This window comes from Actinorectispora metalli (assembly GCF_056323685.1).
Window position 1 is genome coordinate 896,294 of sequence record NZ_JBREYE010000002.1, and the last position, 23,572, is coordinate 919,865.

A 23,572-nucleotide genomic window follows, 5' to 3' on the forward strand; every position below is an offset into this window, starting at 1 on the left:
CCGGTCGTGTTGCACCCGAACCGCGTGCCGCAGTTCTTCCGCGGCGGCGCCCGCCTCGATGCCTTCCGGGCTTCCTCGGAAGGAGCGGGCCCGGAAGACTGGATCGCCTCCACCACCCACCGCTTCGGCGACCCCGACCACGGCCTGAGCCACCTCCCGGACGGCCGCCTGCTCCGCGACGCAATCGCAGCGAACCCGGTCCCGTGGCTCGGCGCGGAGCACGTGGCCCGCTTCGGCCCCGACCCGAAGCTGCTGGTCAAGCTGTTGGACGCCGACCAACGCCTGCCCGTGCACTGCCACCCCGACCGCGAATTCGCCCGCACACACCTGAACTCGGCGTGCGGCAAGACCGAAGCCTGGTACGTGCTGGCCGCCGAGGCCCCAGATCCCGCTGTATATCTGGGCTTCGTAGTGGACCAGTCCGCGGATGGCTTGCTGAATGGCGACCAGTCGGAGCTGATCGGCAAGCTCAACCGCGTCCCCGTCACCGAGGGCGACACGGTGTTCGTCCCCGCCGGAACCCCGCACGCCGTCGGCGAGGGCGTGTTCGTCCTGGAGATCCAGGAGCCCACGGATTTCTCGCTCATGCTCGAATGGGAGCCCTACGGCCTGGACGGCGACCCACAACTCGGCCTGCCGCTGACAACGGCGCTGGAATGCGTCGACCGCTCCGCATGGGACCAGACCCGAATCGCCGCGGTGCGCCACGGCTCCACTCCCGACAACATCTTCGGCCCCGCCGCGGATGATTTCTTCCGCGCCCAACACATCCGCGATCCGCAGACCGTCGGCCCGTCGTTCGCAGTGGTGGTGGTCCTTCGCGGAACCGGGGCGCTCAACACCAAATCAGGCGCCACGGTGGCGTTGGAGCCGGGCCAGACGATCCTGATTCCGCACGCATGCGGCGAGACGGTGTTCGAAGGGGATCTCGAGGCAATACGGTGCCTCCCGCCTGCGTGATCAGCGTGCCATCGCGATGTCATAGAGCAGATCCAACCAACGCAACGCATCCTCCCTGCGCTCCCGCAGAGGTTCTCGCCGCAAGGCACACGCCAACATGTGCTTCGCGGTCTGCGCCTGTACCTCCGGTGTCATCGGTGTCCGCCTGGGCTCCGGATTCATGTCTCTCCTCTGCATTTGTGGAGGAGATGAAATCTTTTTGCTAACGAGCAACGCAATTCCCGCGATCGAATGAATGTTCTGAGAGACCGCAATCCGTTGCGGGAGAGCCGCTAATTTGGCCGCATGACAAATCGGGTGTCCACTGTCCGGGCCCGGGAACTGGGCGCGGCTCTGCGAAACGCGATCAAACAGGCCGGGTTGAAGTACGACGCGGTGGCCCGCAAGCTCAAGTGGTCACCCACCAAGCTGAGCCTGCACCTCAGCGGCAAGGACCTGATCAACGTCGCGGACACCTCGGCGATCCTGGCCATCTGCGACGTCACGGGTAAAGAACGCAACGACCTGCTCAAGCTCTGCGAGAGGGCGAACAAGCGCGGTTGGTGGCAACGCCACGGTTCGAAACCACCTGCCCAACTGCGCACGATCATCGAAAACGAGAACATCGCGAGCGTCATCTCCGGGTTCGATGGTCTGCTCATGCCCGGACTGCTGCAACTTCCCGAATACGGCCGGGCCTCGATGCTCGCCTCGGCATCTGTGCCGGCTTCGGAGGTCGACGAGCGCGTCAAGCTTCGAATGTCGAGACAGCGGCTCCTGGACAGCAGTGACCCACCTCGGTTCTCCATCTTCATCCACGGAACAGTCCTGTTGGTGCCGGTCGGCGGCCAAGATGTCTTGACCGAGCAGTTGCACCACCTGCTACGCATGTCCGTACGGCCCAACATTTCCATTCGCGTGGTGGCGGTCAAGCCCGGCGGTCATGCCGGTGGAGCAGGCACCTTCCGACTTCTTGAGTTCGATGGTCTGCCACCCATCGCCTACCTCGAAGGCGAGACATCCTGCCTGTTCATGGAAGAGGACGACGACATCGTCGGCTACCGGCGACCCCTCGGTTCGCTGGACCAGACTGCTCTCGGTGAGGAAGAATCGAAAGTACTGATCAGGCGCCTCGCCGAGAACGTCGACCTGAGGTACAGGGAGTGAGCCATGCATCCCGCGCGCTCTGCGTCGTTGACGTGGCGCAAGAGCACTCGGAGCCCCAACTTCGACAGTTGCGTCGAGGTAGCCCTGCAAGGCGATTCGGCAGCGTTGCGAGACTCCAAGAACACCGCAGGTCCCGTCCTGACCTTCACCGCCACCGAACTGTGCACCTTCGTCTCCGCCGTGAAGTCAGGCCGCTTCGACAGGTAGCACGCCGGTCACTGGAGCCAGGAGCCCCGCTCGAAGTAGGTGTCATCGTCGCCTGCCTCAGTGCGCTTTGGCTCGCGTGCCTCGGGCGTGGGCTGAGTACCAGCCTCGTCCAACCGATCCATGAACTCCTCGCCCGCCCGGATGGCGTCCTCGCGCTCTTCGTCGGAGAGGCTGTGGTACCACTCGCCGAAGCGGGCGACCTTCCCGGTCATCTCGCCCTCGAAGACCTCCGACTGCACGGCGTCCCGAAGGTTGATCTTGCCCGCCAGCACATCCCCGGCCAGATCCTTGAGCGCAGGATTCGGCGACCGCTCCGCAATCGTCCGCAACGCGAACCGCAACCGCTTCAGCTCATCCGCGCTATACGCCCCACCCATCCCAAAGTCGGACTCCACGATTACCTCACCCCCGGATGATCAAACGCAGACTCCGGAATCGGAACTTTGCTGACATCTGCCATCTCGACCATCAGCCCTGTCACAATCGCCGCAGTGCCGTTGACTGCCACTTGCAGGGTAGTCACCTGCTGGGTGATTTCTTGCCACCTGTTGAGCATCTTCGCTATCTGCACGGCTGCTAATGAGTATAATACTATGGGGCCGACAACGCTTTCTATCAAAAGGGTTCCTGCGGCCACTTCAACGGCAGCCAAGAGCGCCGCATCGCTCAGTCCCTTCAAAAGGTCGGTAATTGCTTTGGCTCCTTGCCACACTGCACCTCCGGCGTCATTGTATTCGGCATGCAGCCTGGAAAGAATTTCACTTTGATGATGAATCGCCTGGGCGACCTTCCTAAAGTGGACATATGCTGCGTCTGAAGCGTTTCCCTGCCATGTCGAATCGAGGTCTCGAAGTCCCGCTTCGACGTTGACGGCAATGTCCTCCATCGCCTTGCCCAAGCTTTTCCAGGCATTTGAACAGTTGACGTATGTTTCCCAGTTCCCTGCGAACTGAGCGGAGACTTCCTTTAGTGGATTGAACCCGAATGCAAGATCCAGAACTTCGGTTACCCACATGGTGGGGCTTAGAAGGTCTCCGACGGTGTTGAACTCTTGGAGCGGGTCCACAAACTCCTGTGGCTTCGGCAGAGGATGTAGCCTGCCTGCAGGATCCTGAGTATTCGTGAACATGGCTGATCCGACTCCAACGAGAAGACTGTCAACGCTGCACTGACGGGTATGTCCGATCGAGCCTTTCGGCTTCACCTTTGTCGATCGTGGCGTAGAGCTCAGAGGCTTTGGTGAGCTCTATGTCATTGGCCGAGAACAGCAGTTGCAGGTGTGCCAGATTTTCGCCCATTTGATCGACGGCGTTTCTGTGAGCTTGTTCCAGGAAGCCGAGCATCCCACCCTGTACCTCAAGTTCCATGTTCTGCCTCATGAAGGTGGTGCACAGCTGTAAATCATCGATACCCAAACGAAGTTGGCGAGCATACATCAGAAGATGCTCGGGTACGACATCGAAGGACAACAGATCCTCACTTTGGCATAAAAATGGCACCGAGAATGATTGCGCCGAATCCGATGTATGTTCCCGTCCATTTGGCCCGGATTTGAGGAATCAAAAAAGAGTAGACTGGTCCGGCAAGGCCGATAATTGCGAACACGCTGGTGAAAATCGACAATACGTGGAAGGGTCTCGTGAGAACTCCAACCATAAGCATCATGCTCGCAACGATGAGTCCCACGTTTATGGTGGGACGGAACCCTCCGCGAGGGTCGGGATCGACGGTAATAGTCGACCACCGCTGCAACAGTCTGCTCAGCTGACTCACAAGAGCAGGCTACTGGCTAGTGTCCGGCTTGGGGCGGGTTTGCTCGAACTCAGCCCGAGCAGGTCAGCCGCCTGCTAGTTCCGCCGTGTTGACCGGGACCGCGCGGAGGTTCTGGTGCTCGTCCGCCACGCACTTCGCGCGTGGGTCTTGAGTGGCCAGGAATTGCCGGAGGCAGCCGCCGATTTGGCGGTGGCCATCGGCGTTGGGGTGGAACGACTCCGCCGTGGCGTGCCTGCCTTCGGCGTTGTTGTCGCGGAGCAGCACCCAGTCCACCGACAGCCGCGTGAACCACTCGCCCTTGCCGTCCGGCGTTGTGCAGGCTTCGTGGCCCCGGCCCGCCTCCGCCAGGTCCAGGAACCGTGCGCCGGATCGGCGTGCCGCCTCGCGCAGGCCACCGGACAGCGCGGGCACCGCCGTGTCATGCACCCAGCGCAGGTCCGCCGAGGTGAACGGGCAGCCGGACAGGTCCTGAAGCTCGAACCGCACGTTCGGACCGACCGGCGCCGCGTACGACATCAGCACCAGCGAATAGGTGTTGTCCGCGTAGTGCGCCTCGCGCATCGCCGACTTCACGTCCTGAAGCACCTGCGCGACCTTCGGGACCATCCGGCCGACCCGCTCGCTCCAGTCGGGGGCGGCGCAGCCGGTGGGGCCGCGCCTGGCCCACGCCTCAACGCACGACTGCACCGTCGCCGCGAAACGCGGGTCATCGTTGGCGCCGACCTGCACGACCACCGCCTCGATGCGGTACGTGCGCGCAAGTTCGGCGAGGCGGCGGAGTTGTGCTGGCTCGGTGCCGTCCCGCTTCAGGTCGGTGGTGTCGGCACCCGAGCAGCCCAGGTTGATCATGGTGTTCATCCCGGCGCGACCCAGCTGGTTGACCAGCGCCTTGGGGGAGCGGTGGCACCAGTTGCCGTTCTCGCCCTTGGTGCCCGGCACGTAGTCGCCCGCGCCCTCACCGGACATGGTGCTGTCGCCCAGCGCCACCACCGCACGCGGCAAATGCTCCGGCGGCCCCGGCGGGGGAGGCTCCTCGCGGCCGCCCAGCAGCATCACGACCCCGATCCCGGCAAGGGCGAGGACGACGGCGGTAAGCGCCAGCAGGCGACGGCGTGGAAGGTTGCGCATCGCCACTGAGTGTAGGCACCGGAGGTGAAGGGGCGGCCAACTCCGTGCTGCCCCGAGAGGTCATAGCCGTTGCTCGGCCAGCATGCGGTTCTTGCCCGCGAGGATGTGTTCCTCCATCAGCTTGCCCGCATCCTCGGTCCGACCGGCCTGAAGTGCGTCGATGATGCCCCGGTGCTGCTCGTTGGAGGTGTGGCGGGCCGAGGCGCTCTCGAGGCCGTGCCGTCGGAACAGGTGCAGCTCCTTGGAGACGCCGTCGTACAGCTCCACCAGCCGCGTGTTTCCGGACAGTGCCACCAGCTGGCGATGCAGGTCGACGTTGCAGGGGTAGTAGTCGTCCATACTGGCCGCCTCGTCGAGCCGCTGGACCTTCAGGCGCAGCAGATCGGCGTCCTCGGCGCCGATCCGCTCAGCGGCCAGGCGCCCGGCCAGGCCGAACAGGCTGGCGCGGATGTCGTAGAGCTGGGCGGCTTCCTCGACGCTGATCTCGCGGACGAACATGCCCCGGTTGGTCCGGAACTCGACGAGCCTGCTGCGTTCGAGCTGACGACACGCCTCCCGGACCGGTCCTCGGCTCACGCCGAGGCGCATGGCCATCGCGGACTCGTTGATCCGGTCACCGCCCTTGAGCACGCCGGTGATGATCATCTGTTCGAGCTCTTCGACGATCAGGTGCGGCAGCGAGGTGGCCTGGCGTTCTGCCACCCGGCGCTGTAGTGCGGTGATCGGTTCCAACTGCTCGCTCATGGACCTGCCTTGATCGCGGAAAGCGTCGTCAACTGTCGACAATCTACCATCCATGCAATTGCAAATCGTTGACAGTTGACGATTGCGCGCTCAGACTTCCGGCTAATCGGACGTGGACTCCCGAAGGGTGCGAATATGAAGATCAAGGACATCCGGGCGAGCGTGCACACCACCTCGATCGACGTGCCGCTGTTGACGGGCAAGGTCGAGGGGTATGGCCGTGAGGAACAGCGGGAGTTCGTCTTCTGCGAGGTCGAGACCGACTACGGGCTCACCGGCGTCGCGCTCACCGGGCACTTCCTGGCCAGGTCGGTCGTGGTCGCGCTCGAACAGCACTTCCTGCCGGTCGTGACCGATATGGACCCGCGCGAGGTGGAGGCGATCCACCGGCGGGTGTGGACCGCGCTCAACCCGCGCACGATGACCGGCGTGGTGTCCAGCGCGCTGTCGCTGCTGGACATCGCGTTGTGGGACATCGCGGGCAAACACGCCGGACGGTCGGTGGCGAGCCTGCTCGGCGGTGCGAGGACCGAGCTTCCCACCTACGTGACCTTCGGGTTCCCCCAGTACGACCGGGACACCCTGGCCGCCGCCGCGCTGTTGCAGCACACCGCGGGATTTCGCGCGATGAAGCTGGTCGTCGGCGTGGACAAGGGCGGCTGGCGGGAGGACGCGGCCAGGGTGCGCACCGTGCGCGAGGCCGTCGGCGACGACGTCGACATCATGATCGACGCCAACTACCTGTTCAGCCCGACCGAGGCGAAGCTGCTGTGCCGCGCCATCGAGGAATACGACATCACCTGGTTCGAGGAGCCGCTGCACCAGAACGACGCCAGGGCGATGGCCGATCTTCGGGCGCACACCCGCATCCCACTGGCGGCGGGCCAGATGGAAGGCCACCGATGGCGGTTGCGGGAGCTGGTCGAGCGGCAGGCGGTCGACATCCTGCAGCCCAACGCCTGTTACTGCGGCGGCTTCACGGAAGCCCGCAAGGCGGCTCACCTGGCGCAGATCTACAACCTGCCGGTGGCGCACGGCGGCGGGTGGCCGTTGTTCAACATGCACACCCTCGCGGGTCTGATGAACGGCTGGATTCTGGAGTGGCACCTGGGCATGGTGCAGGTCGGCCAACTGCTGTTCCCCGGCGCTCCCGAACCGGTCGCCGGGCGGATCAGGCTGTCGGACCAGCCGGGGCTTGGCCTGAGCGTGGACCGTGACGCGCTGCGCGAGACCGCGTTACCCGACGAGTGAGCGGGGTGGACTCATGAGCAGCCAAACAGACCTCCCGGCGACCGTCGCCGATCCCACACCGCGCTGGCGCCGCCTCGCCTTCAACACCGGCATTCAGGTGCTGGTTGCCGCGATCATCGCGGCGGTCTTCGCCCTCATCGCACCGGAGGCGGCCGCGACCCTCAAGCCGCTGGCCGACGGCTTCATCGCGCTCATCCGACTGGTCATCCCGCCGATCGTGTTCCTGGTCGTGGTGACCGGCATCGTCGCCGTGGGCGGGATGAAGTCGGTCGGGCGGATCGCGTTGAAGGCCATCATCTACTTCGAGATCGTCACCACCATCGGCACGTTGCTCGGGATGGCGGCGATCAACATCTTCCGGCCGGGGGAGGGGGTGGTGCCGCCCGCGGACGCCTCCGACGAGCTGGGCAGCTACGTCGAGGGCGCCAAGGAGCGCTCGACCACCGAGTTCCTGCTCGACCTGCTGCCGCACAACGTGGTGGATGCCTTCGCCAGAGGCCACATCATCCAGGTGCTGATCTTCGCGATCCTGTTCGCTGTCGCCCTGCTCACCCTGCCCAAGACGGTGTCGGACCCGATCCTCAACGGCTGCAGGCGCCTCGGCGAGGTCTTCTTCCGCATGGTCAACATGATCATCCGGTTGGCGCCCCTCGGAGCGTTCGGCGCCGTGGCCTACACGGTCGGCAAATACGGCCCCGAAACGCTGACCGCGCTGATGAAGTACGTCGGTCTGGCCTTTGTGACGCTGTTGGTCTTCCTGACGCTGGTGCTCAACGTCGTCACCTGGTGGGCGGGGGTCTCGCTGATCCGGCTGATCAAGGGCCTGCGCAAGGAGCTGTACGTGGTGCTCGGCACCTCCTCGTCGGAGGCGGTGATGCCGCATCTGATGGCACGGCTGGAACAGTTCGGCTGCAAACGCGACATCGTGGGTCTCGTCGTGCCCACCGGCTACTCGTTCAACCTGGACGGCGTCGCGGTCGTGGTGCCCATGTCGGCGATCTTCATCGCCCAGGTGTACGGCGTGCCGCTGGGCTTCTCCGAGCAGCTCACGCTGTTCCTGGTGTTCCTGTTCCTGTCCAAGGGCACCGCGGGCGTCACCGGCTCCGCGTTCATCACGCTGGCGAACCTGATCTCCGCCGTGTCGTTCATCCCGGTCGCAGGTCTCGCGCTGATCCTGTCCGTCGAACGCTTCCTGTCCCTGATGCGTGCGCTGACCAACGTGCTCGGCAACGCCGTCGCCGCCATCGCGGTCGCCCGCTGGGAACGCGACGGCGTGGATGAGGAACAGCTGGCGCGCACCATCGGGCGGCGGCCGCACCCACCCTCCGACACCCCACCCACGTAAGGAGAACCCGTGCCACGCATCACCGCCCTCCACGAGGGCACCGTGCCGATCAGCTCGTCGATGAGCAACGCGTTCATCAGCTTCCAGGACATGGACTGCTCCATCGTCGCCGTGGTCAGCGACGTGATCCGGGGTGGCCGTCCCGTCGTCGGCTACGGCTTCAACTCCAACGGCCGCTACAGCGTCGGCGAAATCCTCCGGCGGCGGATGATCCCGCGGCTGCTGCGGGCACCGGAGGCTGACCTGCTCACCGAGGACGGCACCAATTTCGACCCGGCGCGGGCGTGGGACGTCATGATGCGCAACGAGAAACCCGGCGGACACGGTGAACGCTCGGTGGCGGTCGGCGTGATCGACATGGCTCTGTTCGACCTGGCGGCGAAGCTCGACGAGCAGCCCCTCTACCGGTGGCTCGCCGACCGCTACGGCACCGCGGAACCGGACGCCGACGTGTTCGTCTACGCCGCGGGCGGCTACTACGCGCCGGGGAAGGGGCAGCGTGAGCTGAAGGACGAGCTGAAGCGCTTCCTCGACCTCGGCTACCACGTGGTGAAGATCAAGATCGGCGGTACGGGCCTGGCCGAGGACCTGGCCCGCATCGAGGCGGCGCTGTCCGTACTGGGCGGCGATGGCTCTCGGCTGGCGGTCGACGCCAACGGTCGATTCGACCTGGCCACCGCGCTCCGGTACGGGCAGGCCATGGAGCCCTACAACCTGGTCTGGTACGAGGAACCGGGCGACCCGCTGGACTTCGCCCTGCACGCCAACCTCGCCGAGCAGTACCGCGGGCCCCTCGCGACCGGCGAGAACCTGTTCTCCCTTGTGGACGCCCGCAACCTTGTTCGCTACGCGGGTATGCGCCCCGACCGCGACGTCATCCAGTTCGATCCGGTACTCGGCTACGGACTGGTCGAATACCTGCGAATCCTGGACATGCTGCGTCAACACGGCTGGTCGACCCGCCGCTGCATCCCCCACGGCGGGCACCAGTTCTCCCTGCACATCGCCGCGGCCTTCGCCTTGGGCGGCAACGAGTCCTACCCCGGCGAGTTCCAGCCCACCGGCGGGTTCGCCGACTCCGCGACCGTGCGGCACAGCAGGCTGGCCCTCAACGACACACCGGGCATCGGCTTCGAGGACAAGGCGGAACTCCACAAAGTGTTCCTCGGCCTCCACGCCTAAGCCCTGAACGAAAACCCTCCGGTAAACGCTTCACCGCGGGCAGGCTGACACCTGTCCAGTGGGGTGATCCGGGGGAGGGCGTGTGCTCAAGCCGTACTGGCCGGTGATCCGGCATCCGGTGATGCGGCGGCTGCTGCCCGCCATGGCACTGTCGTTCCTCGGCGACATGATGAGCCTGGTGTCGATCAGCTGGCTGGCCATCCAGCTCGCCCCGCAGGGGCAGGCCGCCACCTGGGTCGCGGTGGCGCTGGCGGCGAACTGGCTGCCGGGGTTCCTGGGTGCCGTCGTGTTCGCGCGATGGCTGAAGGGCAGGTCCGGCACCGCGCTGGTGTGCTGGAACGCCGCGGTCCGCGCGGGCGCGTTCGCCGCGATCCCGGTCGCCCACCTGCTCGGGTACCTCACCATCGAACTGCTGGTGGCGTTCGTCGCCGTCGGCAACCTGCTGTTCGTGTGGGGCTCGGCGGGCCGGTTCACGTTGCTCGCCGAGCATCTCCCCGAACGCGACCGACTCGCGGGCAACGCGCTGGTCAGCACACTTGTCCAGGTGGGCGCGGTGTTCGGGCCGATGCTCGCAGGAGTGGTGATCACCCTCGGCGGCGCGGTGGTGGCGATTGCCGTGGACGCGGCGACCTTCGCGGTGATGGCCGTGACCTGCCTGGGCGTCAAAGCACCGGCCCGCCGGGCCGAAAGCGAGCGGGAGCCCAAGGGTTGGCGGCTGATACTCGGCAACCCGCAGCTGGTCGGGCTGCTGGCGCTGACCTTCCTGTTCTTCGCGCTCTACGGGCCGCTGGAGGTGGCGATCCCCATCCACGTGGTCGACGGCGGCGGCTCCGCGACGCTGCTGGCCGCGTACTGGACGGCGTTCGGCATCGGCGCGATCCTCGGCGGGCTGCTCGCGGGCCACCTGCGGGAGTGGCCGCTGTGGCCGACCACCATCGGTGTGGTGTTCGGCTGGGGTGTCAGCCTGCTGCCGCTCGGCCTCGGCGCCTCGACGGCGGTGGCGCTGGTGTGCTTCGGGGTCGGCGGCCTGCTCTACACGCCGTACGCGGTGATCTCCATCGCCCTGTTCCAACGCGCGGTCAGCACCGAGGGGCTGCCGGGTGTGCTGGCCGCTCGGGGCGCGGTCCTTCAACTGTCGGTGCCCGCGGGCTCGCTGGCGGGTGCGCCGCTGGTGAAGTTCCTGGGCGCTCGCGACACCGTCCTCGCCTCCGCGCTGGCCACCGTTGTGCTCGCGGTGTGCGCGGCGGTGTTCGCGGTCAGTAGGACAGGCCGATCGCGCGGACGCCCAACTGAGGAACCCAGTGCGAGTAGCGGTCGTAGTCCTCGCGCCAGTACTCCGGAGTGCCCACGTGATAGGTGATCAGCTCGGCGTAGTTGTCGCGGTGCTTGGTCGCTCCGGTCATCGCGTGGATGTCCCAAAGGGCGTTGGCACGGTAGAAGTTCAGGCCCGCCGAGTGCACCCGGGCCGGCTGGGTGACCGGCGGAATGCGCAGGTCCGCGGGCATGCGGTCGCGGACCCAGTGACGGGCGCCCTCGATCCGGGCCACGGCGGCCAGCCGCATCAGGCACGGCGGCATGAAGTCCACCGCCTTCGGATCGGCATCGCGGGCGGCCGGGCAGCGGGTGTCGAGTTCGGGACGCATCAGGTGAGTGCGGGCGGCCTCGCGGACCACGGAACGCAGCGTGACGTCGCCGGTGTGCACGGCCCAGGCGTTGAGGTTGAGTAGCGCCCAGGACAGGTTGCGGTAGTCGTCGTTGAGGGCGGCCTCCATGCCCTGCGTCGGCGTCAGCCCGCGCACCCAGATCGACAGGCGGGACGCCGCCTCTGCCGCCAGCGGGCGCAGATCGGTGACGGCGGTGGCGCGTTCACGCTGCTCGGCCAGCGCCAGCAGCCAGGCGAAGCCGTAGGGAAGCTCGCGCTGCGCGATGGTGGTGCGCAGGTAGGTCAGCTCGGCGCCGACCAGCTCCGGACGAAGCTGGCGGTCCGCGGCGGCGCGGTAGGACGGGTCGCCGGTCCGCTCGTACAGGACGTAGAGCGCGTAGTGGCCGTGCACGGCGGAGTGCCAGTCGTAGCAGCCGTGGAACATCGGGCTGGCGCGGTCCGCCGAGTCGGTGCGGGCTACGCAGTCCACGATCGGCAGCGCCAGTGTGCGCAGGAGCTGCGGACGCTGGGCGAGGAACCTCGACCAGGAGTCCGTCTCGCTAGCGCCGGCCTGGCCCATGGCCGGGCCGAGGAATATCGCGCAGACCAGCAGCAGGACACGGATCACCGGCCCACTGTGTCCTGCCGCCGCCCGCCGCTCTCCGGTGCCGGCGCAAAGCCGCCCATTCGGTGTCCACGGCGGCTATACGTCTGAGACGGCCGGGTGCTCACCGGATCGGCCTACCTTCGCTGTCGTCACCGGCCGTGCGTTTTCCCACGGCCGGCCCCTGCTGGTGCGGACACACACCCCTGCCGTCCGCGCCGAGACAAGGAGTTCTGCCATGTCCTCAGTGAGTCAAGGCTGGCGGGTGCTGCTCGCCGCCGCGGGTCTGGCCGCGGCGACGGTCCTGCCCGCACAGGCCGAGCCGTCGGTCGTCGACCAGCAGTCGCCGCAGGAGATCCTGGCGTACTGGACGCCCGAGCGGATGGCGGCGGCCAAGCCCGTCGAACCGAGTGTTCCCCCGGTGCTCACGCTGGAGCAGCCGGTGGACTTCGCGGTGGCACCATCGGCACCCTCGGCGGCGCTGACCAGGCTGACCGCGGCCGCGCGGCCCTACACCGACCCCAACGAGCGGGTGCACGGCAGGCTGTTCATGGGCAATTCCAGCTGCTCGGCGACCGTGGTCACGGCCCCCAACAAGAGTCTGGTGTGGACGGCCGGGCACTGTCTGCGCGGCAGCAACGCCATGTTCGTGCCCGCCTACAACTCCGGCGGCAGCAACGACGCGCCTTACGGCCGGTGGCCTGCCGTCCGGGTGCGGACCTCCAGCAACGACCACGGTGTCGTCGTGGTGGACAAGGTTGGAGGCCGCAGTCTTCAGGACGTGGTCGGTTCCGCGGGTGCCCGGTTCAACGGGCCGGTGAACAACCGCACCACGATCTGGGGTTACCCGGCCACCGGCGGCTGGAGCGGACGCGACCTGACCTGGTGCGATGAGCGGACGCAGATGCAGGGCAGCAGGGTGCGCACCTCGTGTGTGACCCAGCCCGGCAGCAGCGGCGGCGGCTACATCACCGGCGCGGACACCCCGACCGGCTTGGGCCAGCTGTGGGCCAACCACAGCGCGGGCGACGGCCAGAGCTACGCGATCGGCGTGGTCTTCGGCTCTGCGGCCAAGGCACTCTACGACGCCAACTCCACCCGCTAGGGCTGCTCGGGGCTCGTGAGTGCCTGGGCCTGCCCGACACCGCACTCACGGGCCCTGACCTGCTCCGACGGTTCGGCCTCCGCCTCGTACTCCAGCAGCAGCACCGAGGAGACCGGGCCTTCCGGCGCGGTGTAGATGTGCGGTTGCCCGGCGGGGAAGCACACGTAGTCACCCGGCCCGAGCACGTGCGGGGCCTCGGGCGGGCCGACGTGCAGGACGCCGGAGGTGACCACCACATGCTCTTTGCCGGGGTGGCCGTTGGAGCGTTGGACCTCGCCGGGACGCACCCGCTGGTCGTACAGCTCGAAGATCGTGTCGGTGACGTCCATCCTGCGCAGCAGCCGAAGATCCACGGCATTGCTGCTGAGCACCTCCAGCCCCGCAGACCGGACCAGCACCACGCCGGGGTCGACGCGCTCGGTGAGCAGGCTGGACACCGGCACGTTTAACGCGCTGGACAGGCTGAACACCGTCTCGATGGTGGGATTGCCCGCCCCCGACTCCAGCTGCGACAACGTGCCCTTGGCGATCTCCGACCGCCGCGCCAACTCCGACAGCGACAGCCCGCGCCGCTCCCGCAGCGTCTTCAGATTCGCCGCCAGCACCCGGCCTGCCTGCTCCCGGACCACCCGTCGATACCCCCTCACACACCAGGTCGGCACAGCCTGACATAAATGAAGGCCGGTGGGTGATCGCCGCTCGTCGGGCGTATCTTTGTGTCTAGGGTTATAACGATCGGTATAGGCGGTGTCGATGGCTCGGCCCCAGCGTGACCGGATGCTGGACAGCGCGGTCCACCTGTTCCAGCGCAAAGGCATCTCCGCGACCTCGGTCAACGACGTCGTGGAGCACAGCCGCACGCCCCGCGGCTCGGTCTACCACTACTTCCCCGGCGGAAAACCGCAGCTTGCCGAGGAGGCGACCCGGCGGGCGGGGGAGAACATCAGCACCCTCATCGAGCAGGCCACCGCACAGTCCGACCCGGTCACGGCACTGAAGGCGTTCATCGAGTTCTGGCGCATCATCCTGCGCGACAGCGACTACACCGCGGGCTGCCCGGTGGCCGCCGCGGCGGTGGTCGACGACGACGCGCCGGAGGCCAGAGCGGCCGCCGCGGCCGCCTTCGCGCGGTGGCAGCAGCAGTGCGCCTGGATGCTGCGCCGCCACGGAATCGCCTTGGACCGGGCCCGCTCGATGGCCGCGCTCGCGGTGGCCGCCGTGGAAGGCGCCCTGCTGATGGCGCAGGCGGCGGGCAGCCTCGAACCGTTGAACCGGGTCGAACTCGAGTTGGAGTCGATGCTGCGCCTCGCCCTGGACAAGTGACCTGAGTCACGTTGCCTCCGACGTGTGGGCGGAGCACGATGACTGCCATCGACGGGTTATACCGACCAGTATAACGATCTTGTCGGAGCGGGAGGCGGCTGGCGATGGCAGGCACCGAGACGTGGCAGAAGTCAGCGTGCATCCTCTGCGAGTGCAACTGCGGACTGGAGATCCAGGTCGACGGGCGGACGTTCACCCGCATCCGCGGCGACAAGGACCACCCAGGCTCCGCCGGGTACACCTGCGAGAAGCCGCTGCGGCTCGACCGCTACCAGAACGGCCGCCACCGCCTGACCTCCCCGCTGCGCCGTGCCCCGGACGGCAGCTATGAGGAGATCGACTGGGACACCGCCATCCGCGAGATCGCGGCCAGGCTGAAGGACGTGCGCGACCGCCACGGCGGCGACAAGATCGTCTTCTACGGCGGCGGCGGTCAGGGCAACCACCTCGGCGGCGGCTACGCCAGGGCGCTGATGTCGGCGGTCGGGGTCCGGTACCAGTCCAACGCCCTGGCCCAGGAGAAGACCGGCGAGGGCCTGGTCGACGGCATGCTCTACGGCGGGCACACCAAGGGCGATTTCGAACACGCCGAGGTGTCGATCTTCGTCGGGAAGAATCCCTGGCAGTCCCACGGCTTGCCCCGCGCCCGTCCCACTCTCAAGGCCATCGCCGCCGACCCCGACCGGTCGCTGATCGTGCTGGACCCCCGCCGCAGCGAAACCGCCGCCCTCGCCGACTTCCACCTGCGGATCAGGCCCGGCGGCGACGCCTGGTGCCTGGCCGCCATGGCCGGCGTGCTCGCCCAGGAAGACCTGGTCGACCACGACTGGCTGGCCGAGCACACCGTCGGCGCCGACGAGGTCATCGCCGTGCTGCGCACGATCCCCGTCGTTGACTACGCCCGCCGCTGCGGCGTGGACGAACAGCTGATCAGGGCCGCCACCCGGCGGATCGCCGCGGCACGCAGCGTCGCCACCTACGAGGACCTGGGCGTCCAGCAGGGCCCGCACAGCACACTGGTGTCCTACCTGCAGAAGATGCTGTGGATCCTGACCGGCAACTTCGGCAAGCCCGGCACCATGTACCTGCACTCCTGGCTGTTCCCACTCGCGGGCGCCCTGCACATTGCCAAGGACCCGCAACCGGCGCGCCGCGGTGACCGCGTGCGGCGCTGGGCAGAGGCCATCGGCAGGCGGGCCATGCCGGTGGGCATGCGCTTGGGCGGTGCCCCGCTGCTCGCCTCGATGCCCGCCGTGGCCGCTCGCCCGCGCCTCGCGCGCCGGTTCGAGAAGGTCACCGCCCGGCTGCTCGCCACCGGCCTCGATCTGGTCGGCGGTTCCCTGGCCAGGGAGATCGTCGCGCGCTCGCAGTTCGACCAGCAGCCCGACATGCTGGGCTCGGACATCGTGCTGACCAGGGAGTACTTCCAACACGTCCTGGCACGCACCCCCGTCACCGGTGCCCCGGTGATCGCGGGCATGATCCCGGCCGCGACCGTCGCCGACGAGATCCTCGCCGACCACACCGACCGGTTCCGTGCGCTGTGGGTGGACGCCACCAACCCGGCGCACTCTCTCCCCGACTCGCAGCGCTTCCGCGAGGCGATGGACGCGCTGGAACTGTCGGTGGTGGTGGACGTGGCGTTCACCGAAACTGCCCGCCGCGCCGACTACGTGCTGCCCGCGGCCAGCCAATTCGAGAAGTGGGAGTCGACGTTCTTCAACTTCGAATTCCCGCACAACGTCTATCACCTGCGTTCGCCCGTCATCCCGCCGCTGGAGGGCACCCGCCCGGAAGCCGAGATCTACTCGGCGCTGATCACCGAACTCGGCGTGGTCGACCCCCGCCTGCTGCACCGCCTGCGCGCCGCGCTGAAGATCGGCCGCGCCGCGTTCGCCGCCGCCTTCTTCAGCGCCCTGACCGCCGAACCACGCCTGATGGGCCTCGTCGGCTACCTGCTGCACGAGACGATCGGCCAAACCCTGCCCGACGGCGCGGCAGGCGCGGCACTGGTGTGGGCAGCCGCGCACAGCGCCGCGATCAGCCAACCCGACGCGGTCCGCCGCGCGGGCTTCACCGGCACCGGCATCGAACCCGGCGAGAAGCTGTTCCAGAAGATCCTGGACGAACGCGCGGGCGTCGTGTTCACCGTCGACGACTGGTCCGACGCCTGGAACTACGTGCGCTACCCCGACCGTCGCATCAGGACGGTCATCCCCATGCTGCTGGAGGAATTGGCCTCACTCGCCGACACCGGCCCCGAATGGACCAGCGAGGAGTTCCCGTTCGTGCTGTCGGCGGGGGAGCGGCGGGCCTTCACCGCCAACACCATCTACCGCGATCCCACCTGGCGCCGCCGGGACGCCGCGGGCGCACTACGCATCAACCCCGCCGACGCCGACAGGCTCGGCCTCGGCGACGGCGCGAAGGTTCGCGTCACCACCGAACGCGGCACCGCCATGGCCACCGTGGAGCTCAACGACATCATGCAGCCCGGCCACATCTCACTGCCCAACGGCCTCGGCGTCGACTACCCCGACGAGAACGGCACGACCGTTCGCACCGGCGTGGCCCCCAACGAACTCACCACCAACTCCCGCCGCGACGCCTTCGTCGGCACCCCGTGGCACAAGAACGTGCCCGCCCGCCTGGAAGCGGTGACCGACTGATGGACATCGCGTTCGTGCTCTACGACCGGTGCATGGCTTGACCCTGCTCGCCAAGGCGGATTCTGCTTGGTCGCCCGGCCACCACCCATTGGGTGGGCGTTCCACGCTGGACGACCTCGGCCACCGTCCGACCCGACCGCATCGTCCGCGACCGGACTTGTAGCCCTCGGATTGGTCAACTCCTGCGACCGCAGGCGCGAAGGGTCTCGCCGTCAATCGCCGCCTTTGACGTGATCAAAGCTTGCCGAGGGTGAGGGTGAGCCCGCCCTTATGGGCTTCTTCCGGGCTGTACTTGACCTTGCCGCGGTGAGAGGCCTCCACCTGGTAGACCTTGGCATCACCGGGTACGCCCGAGATCCGGAACGCGAAAACACACGGGCTGCTCCTGCCCGCACCCGGTCCAAGCTCGCCGAGTGCGAGGACCTTGCCCTCCTCGTCGTACACCGTCACGGACGTTCCGGCGTGGATGTCGGAGTAGCCGCCGTACCCCTCGCACTCGCCTTCGCCCGAGGTGACATAGGTGGTCGAGCCTCTCATCAGGAATAGGGCTCCGCGGAGTTCGAACTCGTTTGGCGACATCAACCTGAACGCGATGTAGCCGGCGACCAGAGCGACCGCCAGGAAACCCGCGGTCCCTGCCACGAGGACAGGAATGAGCCAATTGGGCCGCTTCTTTCCCTGCACAGGTGGAGCGGGGTACGGAGGATAAGCCGGTTCGTGAGGTACCTGACCGTCCATGATTTCCCTTCACGCAAGGTGATCGCGCACTCACTGTCGCGGACGAAGGTGAGGAAATCGACACGAGCAGACTGAGATTAGGAAACCTGGTGGATTCAGCCGATCGAGGAAATCCGAAGGTCAGTCGGGTAATGCCGTCCGTGCGACTGGATTTCAGCCCGGGCGTTGGTGGATGAAATCGGCCACCAGGTCGGCGAGGCGTTGGTGGGACGCGGCGGCTTGAGCCGGGTTGGTGGCGGGTAGGTCGGGGGAGGGGAGCAGGGCGGTGAGTGCCCAGGCGCGGCCGCGGGACCAAGTGGCGTCGTCGATGGCTAGCGCTGCGCGGAAGGTCTTGCGGGACTCGGGGGTGAGGAAGGTCCAGGCGGCGATCAGGTCGCAGGCCGGGTCGCCCACCGCGCAGGTACCGAAATCGATGGCGGCTGAGAGCCTGCCGTTCGTGGCCAGCAGGTTGCCGGGGGCGGGGTCGCCGTGGATCCACACCGGCGGGCCGTCCCATGGCGGGGCCGCGAGCGCGGACTCCCAGACGTCGGTGAGGGCGTCGGTGTCGACCTGGCCTTTCAGCGCGGCGATTCTGGACCGCAGGCGCGGCCTCACGACGGGGGAGTCACGGTCGTCGTCGAGGGCGACCCCTCGGAAGCCGTTGCTCCACTCGGGTGGTGGGCCGTCAGTGGGGTCGATTCGCTGGAGGGCGGCGAGGAACTCGGCGAGGTCGATGGCGGCCTGGTGCTGGTCGGTCAGCACGTCCGGGGTGGCCTGTTCGCCGGGTAGCCAGCGGTAGACCGACCACGGGAACGGGAACGCCTCGGACGGCACACCCATGGCCAGCGGGACCGGGACGGCCAGCGGGAGTCGCGGCGCCAACCGGGGCAGCCAGTGCTGTTCGCGGTGCACCTGGCCCTCCCAGCGGGAGAACCGGGGCAGGCGCACCAGCATGTCCTCGCCCAAGCGGTAGGTGGCGTTGTCCACGCCCTGCTTGGCCGAGGCCACCACCGGCAGGTCTGCCCACTGTGGGCACTGCTCCGCGATCAGGCGGCGCACCACCGCGACGGTGATCGTCACCTCGTCCGAAGACCTGTCACTCCACGACACTCGCAGCTCCTTGACCATGGCGTACGGCGCGATCATCACACCCGCCGCCGACGCCCTCCACCGAATTTCGGTGCGATCAAGCGACGTATTCGCCGATGTCCACCGAGGCCACCACGGATGTGGTGGCGGGAAGGGTGGCGATGCGCTCGGCCAAAGCCTGGCTGCCGATGTGCCAGGCGCTGGGGCCCATCGCGACGGCAGCGGTGATCGCGGCGTGGTCCAGCCGCATGGTGAACTCGCGGGTGGTGCGGTCGGCCAGGGTGAAGTGGGCGCTCAGTTTCTCGTCAAGGCGCTGCTGTTTGTCCTCGTCCACCCGCAGCAGGCCCAGCGCCGACACCAGCCCGCCGAGATGTTCCGGGGCAGGGGTCACGACCAGCAGCCTGCCGCCGGGGCGCAGGACGCGGGCGAGTTCGGGCGGGTTGCGGGGGGCGAACACGTTCAACACCACGTCGGCGGCGTCCGAGCGGACCGGCAGGCGGGACCACGCGTCGCACACCACCGCCGCCATCCGGGGATGGGCCTTGGCGGCTCGGCGGGCGGCGTACTTGGACAAATCCAGGGCCAGGCCTACGCGCCGTGTGGGTTCCAGCGCGGCGGCGAGGTAGTAGCCGGGGCCTGCGCCCAGGTCGACGGCGCAGCCCTCACCGGGAACCGCGGCGACGCGGGCGGCGAGGTCCGCGGCGATGGGTGCGTAGTGGCCCGCGTCCAGGAAGTCTGCCCTGGCGGCCACCATGGCGGCGGTGTCCGCCGTGCCCAGGGCGGCGTTGCCTGCCAGCAGGCTCACATAGCCTTGGCGGGCGATGTCGAAGACGTGGCCTCGGGCGCACCGCATGCTCCCGCTCGCCTGTTCCAGGCCCTCCGAGCAGAGCGGGCAGGCCAGAAACCGCTGAGCTGCTGCGAGCACCGGACCTCCGTTGACGAAGCCCTCACAGTAGTGGTGCCCCGCGATCGGGGTGCCGGGCACCACTGCCGTTCGGCGACGTGTTCAGGCTCGGTACGCGTGGCGACCGCTGCTCTCGCCCCACAGCGGGTCGGCGAGGAAGAAATTCGATTCGTTCGCGGGCAGCGTGACGGAATGCGCCGGGAACCAGTCGTCGGGTTCCGCGGAATGCGCGGGCAGCGCGCGGCGAGGGGGTTCCCCGATCAGCGCGCCGACCGGGATGCGACCGCTGCCGTCATCGGCGTGCCGCCCGTAGCTGCCGTCGTCCTCCGATACAAACCACGGAGAACTGTCGTTCATCAGCGGGCCCATGGCTGCTCCCTACCGTGTGCCCTCGTACATGAGGTCGGGTCCGCCGGGCTCCCGCCGGCTTCTCCAGTGAGACACTGTGTCCTACCAACGACGCTGCTCCGGCATGGTTACCGGTGTTTACGGTGGCCTTATGAATGAGTCGCAGCTCACCCTGTCCGGCCGGGTCTTCTCCTTCACGGACACCGGTGGCGATGGGCCGCCCGTCCTCGCCTTGCACGGGCATTTCGGACGCGCCGCCCAATTCGCGCCGTTGGCGACCGCGTTGGGGAACCGTTATCGGCTGGTCGCGTTGGACCAGCGGGGACACGGCCGTTCCGAACACGGCGGCGAATTCACGCCGTCCGCCTATGTGGAGGACGCGGTCGAATTCCTCCGGCAGCTGGGACTCGTACCCGCCGTGCTGCTCGGCCATTCCATGGGCGGCGTCATCGCCCAACTGGTGGCCGCGCGTTATCCGCGGCTGGTCCGCGCACTGATCGTCGAAGAGGGACCGGCCGTGGTGGCGCCGCCCATCCTCGACGTGACCGGCTGGCCGCGACGCTTTCCCGGCGAACCGGACCTGCGGGCACACCTGGCCCGGACCGTCGGGACGGCCGCCGACTACTTCGCGGCCAGCGCGGTGCGGCGGGAGGACGGCTGGGGCTTCCTGTTCGACTACGACGACCTGATGGCCTCACAACGCGCTTTGCTCGGCGACTGGTGGACCGAATGGCTGGGCTCGTCCTGCCCGGCTCTGCTGTTGCACGGCACCGACAGCCCCATCCTGCCCACCGATTTGGCCCGCGGCATGGCGGATCGGCGTCACCGAACGGTGATGCGAGAGTTCTCCGGCTGCGGCCACTGGCTGCACACCGACGACCCGGAGGGCTACGCTGCCGCCATCGCCGATTTTCTCGCCGATCTCTGACGCGCGCCACCCGCACCCGGGGCAGTCAGACCCGCCGTCCAAGGTATGCCGCGATGCGGTCGGCCGCGGTGGCGTTCGCGGGTGCGGGCTGTTCGGGGTCGATGGGCACGTTCTCGGTGCGCGGGACGTCGTCGATCCACTTCTTCCACACCGCCAGCGAATGCTCCGCCAGGTCCGGTGCGATGTCGGTGGACCGGCCGGTGGCCTTGGCCAGGTCCCAGGTGTGGATAAGCTGCTCGTTGACCACGTGCTGGACCATGTCCTCGCCGCTGACTGGTCCCCAGGGTGCCTGGAACTCCTCGGTCAGCAGCCCTGGCCGGTGGAAGGCGCGGCGCGCCGCGGCCACCGAGGAGCGGACCGCCTCGGTGGGATTCCCACCGAGGTAGTCCGCGTCCCGGTCGATCGGCTCGCGGCGTTCCGCGAACTCGGCGTAGAGCAGGTTGATCACCACGAAGTGGTTGATCAGCTGCCGGACCGACCACTGCGTGCACGGGGTCGGCAGGTCGTAGTGGGCGGGGGTGAGTTGGTCGAGGATCTTCGACTGTTCGTCGCTGATGCGGTCGAAGGAATCAAGGACGTTCATCCGGTACCTCCTTGGCGACCAGCCTGCCCGCACCCATCGACATTTATTGGTCCTGCAAACGCTTCTCCAGATCGCGCAGGTCCTTGCCGAGGTTCGCGCGGACCATCATGCCCATCAGCGGCCCGGCGACCCGGTAGTAGCCGCTGCTCTCGCCCTGCACGCGGATCGTGGCGAGCGTGCCGTCGGGGTGCGGTTCGAAGCTGTAGGTCACGTGCATGTCCATCGGGCCCGCCACCGATTCCATGTCCAGCAGGTGGGTGGGCTCGTAGCGGGTCACCTTGAGCACGTAGTCGATGCGCTTGTTCATGAAGTAGGCCGTTCTGGTGACCTCGGCGCCCTCACCGAACCCGCCGGTCTCGGACTCCCTGGTGAGGCTGGCCTCGGTGATCCCCTGGGTCCACTCGTGGTCGTGTCGCCAGTCCATCGCGTACTCCGCGACCTTGTCGACAGGCTGTTTGATCACGCGTTCGGCACGTACGTCGATCGCCATGAGGATCTCCTTCCCTGCGGAAGTGTCCAGAATGGCATTTCTCACACGCTCACGTTGGAGACATCCCCAATGTGGGGATCTATCACCTGGCTGAGTCAGTGATGGATCACTTGCGCGGACCACGGCACAAGGCACGCCGCCCTGCTGATTTATTGCTTCTATTACTTCAGTGTTAACTGAATTTAACTGGTCACCGTTGACTAAGTGAGCGAACAAGTCAAAAGATCGGCCTTGAGGGCGAGCGACAGCTGGAGCGCCGGGTTCGCGGCGGACGGGGACGTGGACAGGGGAGTGCCCGAACAGGTTCAGCAGGACACGGCCACGCCCTCCGGTTTGCTGCCGACCGCGACGGTGTTGACGGGGTTGTTCGTCTTGGCGTCGATGATGGTCATGCTGTTGCTGGACGTGTTGGTGATGTAGACGAAGCTGTTGTCGGGGGCCGCGGCCGAACCCTCCGGTTGGTCGCCCGCGGCGACGTTGGCCAGCGTGCCTTCCGCGTCGTCGTCGATCACCGACACGGTGTCCTCCAGGGTGTTGGCCACATAGCCGAAGCCGTCCGGTGTGATCGACACACCGAGCGGGCCGGACCCCACCTGGATGGTCTCGGTCGGTTCGTTGCTCGGAATGTCGATCACGGTGATCGTGTTATCCCCGCTGTTGGAGACATAGGCCTTGTCGCCCTCGTGGTTGATGGCGATCCCCGAGGGGGACTGGCCGACGGGGATCGTCTCGGTCGGTTCGTTGGTCGAGGTGTCGATGACGGTCACGTTGGCCGAGCCGCTGTTGGTGACGTAGACGTATTGGCCGTCGGGGGTCACCATCGGGGTATGTGGCAGCCGCCCGACCGGGATCGTCCCCACCGGCTCGTTGCTTGCCACGTCAATCACGGTGACCGTGTCCGAGCCGTTGTTGGTCACGTAGGCGTTGCTGCCATTGGCCGTCGCGCCGAAGGGATTGGCGCCGACCGGCACGGTCGCCACGACCGAGGAACTGCGGATGTCGATCACCGAAACCGTGTTGGAGGATTCATTGGCGACATAAACACTGTTCCCGCAACGCGACAATCCCACTCCGGTCGGATATTTCCCGACCGGAATCGTGGCCACAACTTGGCCCAGTCGAGGTGTATAGACAGAAACGTTGTTCGAACCGCTGTTCGCCACGAACACTTTGATCCTGTCCGGCCAGCGTTCGGCGATGGCCGCAGGGTACGACCAGGTCATGGCTGCCAGCAAGCCGAGTACAACCCCCAGGAACAGTGCTTTCCGGCATGCCAACATGTGCTCTCAACTCCTCGACCGGGGCGGCGGACCGAAATGCAGTCGGGGTCATTTCGGCCAGCCCACGTGCGGTGGTAACAAGTGGGTCATGATTGGGTCACTGCGGAATCACAATAGGCCGTAGTTGCGGGAGCAACAGTCCGAAAACCCTAAA

General features: G+C 67.2%; 26 protein-coding genes. 11 read left to right on the forward strand and 15 right to left on the reverse strand.

The genetic code is table 11. The features are described from left to right. Positions 1-6 precede the first annotated feature (6 nt). From ACU6XJ_RS24400 to ACU6XJ_RS24410, 3 genes are all read left to right on the forward strand, one after another. Positions 7-960 carry a class I mannose-6-phosphate isomerase gene (locus ACU6XJ_RS24400; protein WP_476316189.1) on the forward strand — a complete coding sequence of 318 codons (954 nt, stop codon included), beginning with the start codon at positions 7-9 and terminating at the stop codon, positions 958-960. Positions 961-1,245: 285 nt separating this feature from the next. Then, positions 1,246-2,106: a helix-turn-helix domain-containing protein gene (locus tag ACU6XJ_RS24405; protein WP_476316192.1), complete on the forward strand. Its 861-nt coding sequence runs from the start codon at positions 1,246-1,248 to the stop codon at positions 2,104-2,106. A 3-nt stretch (positions 2,107-2,109) separates the two neighbouring features. Beyond that, entirely contained in the window at positions 2,110-2,313 is a 204-nt protein-coding gene (locus ACU6XJ_RS24410) for a DUF397 domain-containing protein (protein WP_476316195.1), read from the forward strand. Between the two features lie 8 nt (positions 2,314-2,321). On the opposite strand, the gene ACU6XJ_RS24415 is transcribed toward ACU6XJ_RS24410, so the two are convergent. The 6 genes from ACU6XJ_RS24415 to ACU6XJ_RS24440 form a co-directional block, all read right to left on the reverse strand. Further along, positions 2,322-2,708, reverse strand: a complete 387-nt coding sequence (locus ACU6XJ_RS24415) for a hypothetical protein (protein ID WP_476316198.1) — start codon at positions 2,706-2,708, stop codon at positions 2,322-2,324. A gap of 2 nt (positions 2,709-2,710) precedes the next feature. Beyond that, entirely contained in the window at positions 2,711-3,442 is a 732-nt protein-coding gene (locus ACU6XJ_RS24420) for a hypothetical protein (RefSeq protein ID WP_476316201.1), read from the reverse strand. A gap of 28 nt (positions 3,443-3,470) precedes the next feature. Next, on the reverse strand, positions 3,471-3,782 hold the full coding sequence (locus ACU6XJ_RS24425; protein ID WP_476316204.1) for a hypothetical protein: 312 nt from the start codon (positions 3,780-3,782) through the stop codon (positions 3,471-3,473). 7 nt (positions 3,783-3,789) lie between these two features. After that, positions 3,790-4,086: a hypothetical protein gene (locus ACU6XJ_RS24430; protein ID WP_476316206.1), complete on the reverse strand. Its 297-nt coding sequence runs from the start codon at positions 4,084-4,086 to the stop codon at positions 3,790-3,792. Between the two features lie 63 nt (positions 4,087-4,149). Beyond that, positions 4,150-5,214, reverse strand: coding sequence for a GDSL-type esterase/lipase family protein (locus tag ACU6XJ_RS24435; protein WP_476316209.1), 1,065 nt, complete (start codon positions 5,212-5,214; stop codon positions 4,150-4,152). Between the two features lie 60 nt (positions 5,215-5,274). Then, a complete protein-coding gene (locus tag ACU6XJ_RS24440; RefSeq protein ID WP_476316212.1) occupies positions 5,275-5,958 on the reverse strand; it encodes an FCD domain-containing protein in 684 nt (227 codons plus the stop codon). 135 nt (positions 5,959-6,093) lie between these two features. On the opposite strand from ACU6XJ_RS24440, the gene ACU6XJ_RS24445 reads away from it, so the two are divergent. The 4 genes from ACU6XJ_RS24445 to ACU6XJ_RS24460 all read left to right on the forward strand — a co-directional run bounded on the left by ACU6XJ_RS24445 (position 6,094) and on the right by ACU6XJ_RS24460 (position 11,096). Then, the gene (locus tag ACU6XJ_RS24445) at positions 6,094-7,209 is read left to right on the forward strand and encodes a mandelate racemase/muconate lactonizing enzyme family protein (protein WP_476316215.1); all 1,116 of its coding nucleotides are present in this window, start codon (positions 6,094-6,096) and stop codon (positions 7,207-7,209) included. A 13-nt stretch (positions 7,210-7,222) separates the two neighbouring features. Next, on the forward strand, positions 7,223-8,554 hold the full coding sequence (locus ACU6XJ_RS24450; protein ID WP_476316218.1) for a cation:dicarboxylate symporter family transporter: 1,332 nt from the start codon (positions 7,223-7,225) through the stop codon (positions 8,552-8,554). Positions 8,555-8,563: 9 nt separating this feature from the next. Further along, positions 8,564-9,736, forward strand: a complete 1,173-nt coding sequence (locus ACU6XJ_RS24455; protein ID WP_476316221.1) for a mandelate racemase/muconate lactonizing enzyme family protein — start codon at positions 8,564-8,566, stop codon at positions 9,734-9,736. Between the two features lie 82 nt (positions 9,737-9,818). Continuing rightward, complete coding sequence (locus ACU6XJ_RS24460; RefSeq protein ID WP_476316224.1) at positions 9,819-11,096, forward strand: MFS transporter; 1,278 nt, start codon at positions 9,819-9,821, stop codon at positions 11,094-11,096. Here the strand turns inward: ACU6XJ_RS24460 and ACU6XJ_RS24465 are convergent. Further along, entirely contained in the window at positions 10,993-12,006 is a 1,014-nt protein-coding gene (locus ACU6XJ_RS24465; protein ID WP_476316227.1) for a DUF2891 family protein, read from the reverse strand. The genes ACU6XJ_RS24460 and ACU6XJ_RS24465 overlap by 104 nt on opposite strands. Positions 12,007-12,220: 214 nt before the next feature. Between ACU6XJ_RS24465 and ACU6XJ_RS24470 the strand changes: the two genes are divergently transcribed. Beyond that, on the forward strand, positions 12,221-13,087 hold the full coding sequence (locus tag ACU6XJ_RS24470; protein ID WP_476316229.1) for a trypsin-like serine peptidase: 867 nt from the start codon (positions 12,221-12,223) through the stop codon (positions 13,085-13,087). Here ACU6XJ_RS24470 and ACU6XJ_RS24475 read toward each other — a convergent pair. Beyond that, positions 13,084-13,716, reverse strand: coding sequence for a helix-turn-helix domain-containing protein (locus tag ACU6XJ_RS24475; protein ID WP_476316232.1), 633 nt, complete (start codon positions 13,714-13,716; stop codon positions 13,084-13,086). The genes ACU6XJ_RS24470 and ACU6XJ_RS24475 overlap by 4 nt on opposite strands. A gap of 124 nt (positions 13,717-13,840) precedes the next feature. On the opposite strand from ACU6XJ_RS24475, the gene ACU6XJ_RS24480 reads away from it, so the two are divergent. Then, positions 13,841-14,410, forward strand: coding sequence for a TetR/AcrR family transcriptional regulator (locus ACU6XJ_RS24480; protein ID WP_476316235.1), 570 nt, complete (start codon positions 13,841-13,843; stop codon positions 14,408-14,410). Between the two features lie 104 nt (positions 14,411-14,514). Beyond that, positions 14,515-17,079, forward strand: coding sequence for a molybdopterin-dependent oxidoreductase (locus tag ACU6XJ_RS24485; protein WP_476316238.1), 2,565 nt, complete (start codon positions 14,515-14,517; stop codon positions 17,077-17,079). A 234-nt stretch (positions 17,080-17,313) separates the two neighbouring features. Here ACU6XJ_RS24485 and ACU6XJ_RS24490 read toward each other — a convergent pair whose 3' ends face one another. The 4 genes from ACU6XJ_RS24490 to ACU6XJ_RS24505 form a co-directional block, all read right to left on the reverse strand. Continuing rightward, positions 17,314-17,616 (reverse strand): hypothetical protein, encoded by a 303-nt coding sequence (locus ACU6XJ_RS24490; protein WP_476316241.1) that lies wholly within the window; start codon positions 17,614-17,616, stop codon positions 17,314-17,316. Positions 17,617-17,970: 354 nt separating this feature from the next. Next, positions 17,971-18,942, reverse strand: coding sequence for an aminoglycoside phosphotransferase family protein (locus ACU6XJ_RS24495; RefSeq protein ID WP_476316243.1), 972 nt, complete (start codon positions 18,940-18,942; stop codon positions 17,971-17,973). A gap of 40 nt (positions 18,943-18,982) precedes the next feature. Beyond that, complete coding sequence (locus ACU6XJ_RS24500) at positions 18,983-19,810, reverse strand: putative RNA methyltransferase (RefSeq protein ID WP_476316246.1); 828 nt, start codon at positions 19,808-19,810, stop codon at positions 18,983-18,985. 81 nt (positions 19,811-19,891) lie between these two features. Continuing rightward, positions 19,892-20,158 carry a hypothetical protein gene (locus ACU6XJ_RS24505; protein WP_476316249.1) on the reverse strand — a complete coding sequence of 89 codons (267 nt, stop codon included), beginning with the start codon at positions 20,156-20,158 and terminating at the stop codon, positions 19,892-19,894. Positions 20,159-20,288: 130 nt separating this feature from the next. Here ACU6XJ_RS24505 and ACU6XJ_RS24510 point away from each other — a divergent pair, with 130 nt between their 5' ends. Continuing rightward, the gene (locus ACU6XJ_RS24510; RefSeq protein WP_476316251.1) at positions 20,289-21,065 is read left to right on the forward strand and encodes an alpha/beta fold hydrolase; all 777 of its coding nucleotides are present in this window, start codon (positions 20,289-20,291) and stop codon (positions 21,063-21,065) included. A 25-nt stretch (positions 21,066-21,090) separates the two neighbouring features. On the opposite strand, the gene ACU6XJ_RS24515 is transcribed toward ACU6XJ_RS24510, so the two are convergent. From ACU6XJ_RS24515 to ACU6XJ_RS24525, 3 genes are all read right to left on the reverse strand, one after another. Then, on the reverse strand, positions 21,091-21,648 hold the full coding sequence (locus ACU6XJ_RS24515; protein ID WP_476316254.1) for a TIGR03086 family metal-binding protein: 558 nt from the start codon (positions 21,646-21,648) through the stop codon (positions 21,091-21,093). A 43-nt stretch (positions 21,649-21,691) separates the two neighbouring features. Beyond that, complete coding sequence (locus tag ACU6XJ_RS24520) at positions 21,692-22,138, reverse strand: SRPBCC family protein (RefSeq protein WP_476316257.1); 447 nt, start codon at positions 22,136-22,138, stop codon at positions 21,692-21,694. A gap of 305 nt (positions 22,139-22,443) precedes the next feature. Beyond that, entirely contained in the window at positions 22,444-23,361 is a 918-nt protein-coding gene (locus ACU6XJ_RS24525) for a YVTN family beta-propeller repeat protein (RefSeq protein ID WP_476316260.1), read from the reverse strand. Positions 23,362-23,572 lie beyond the last annotated feature (211 nt).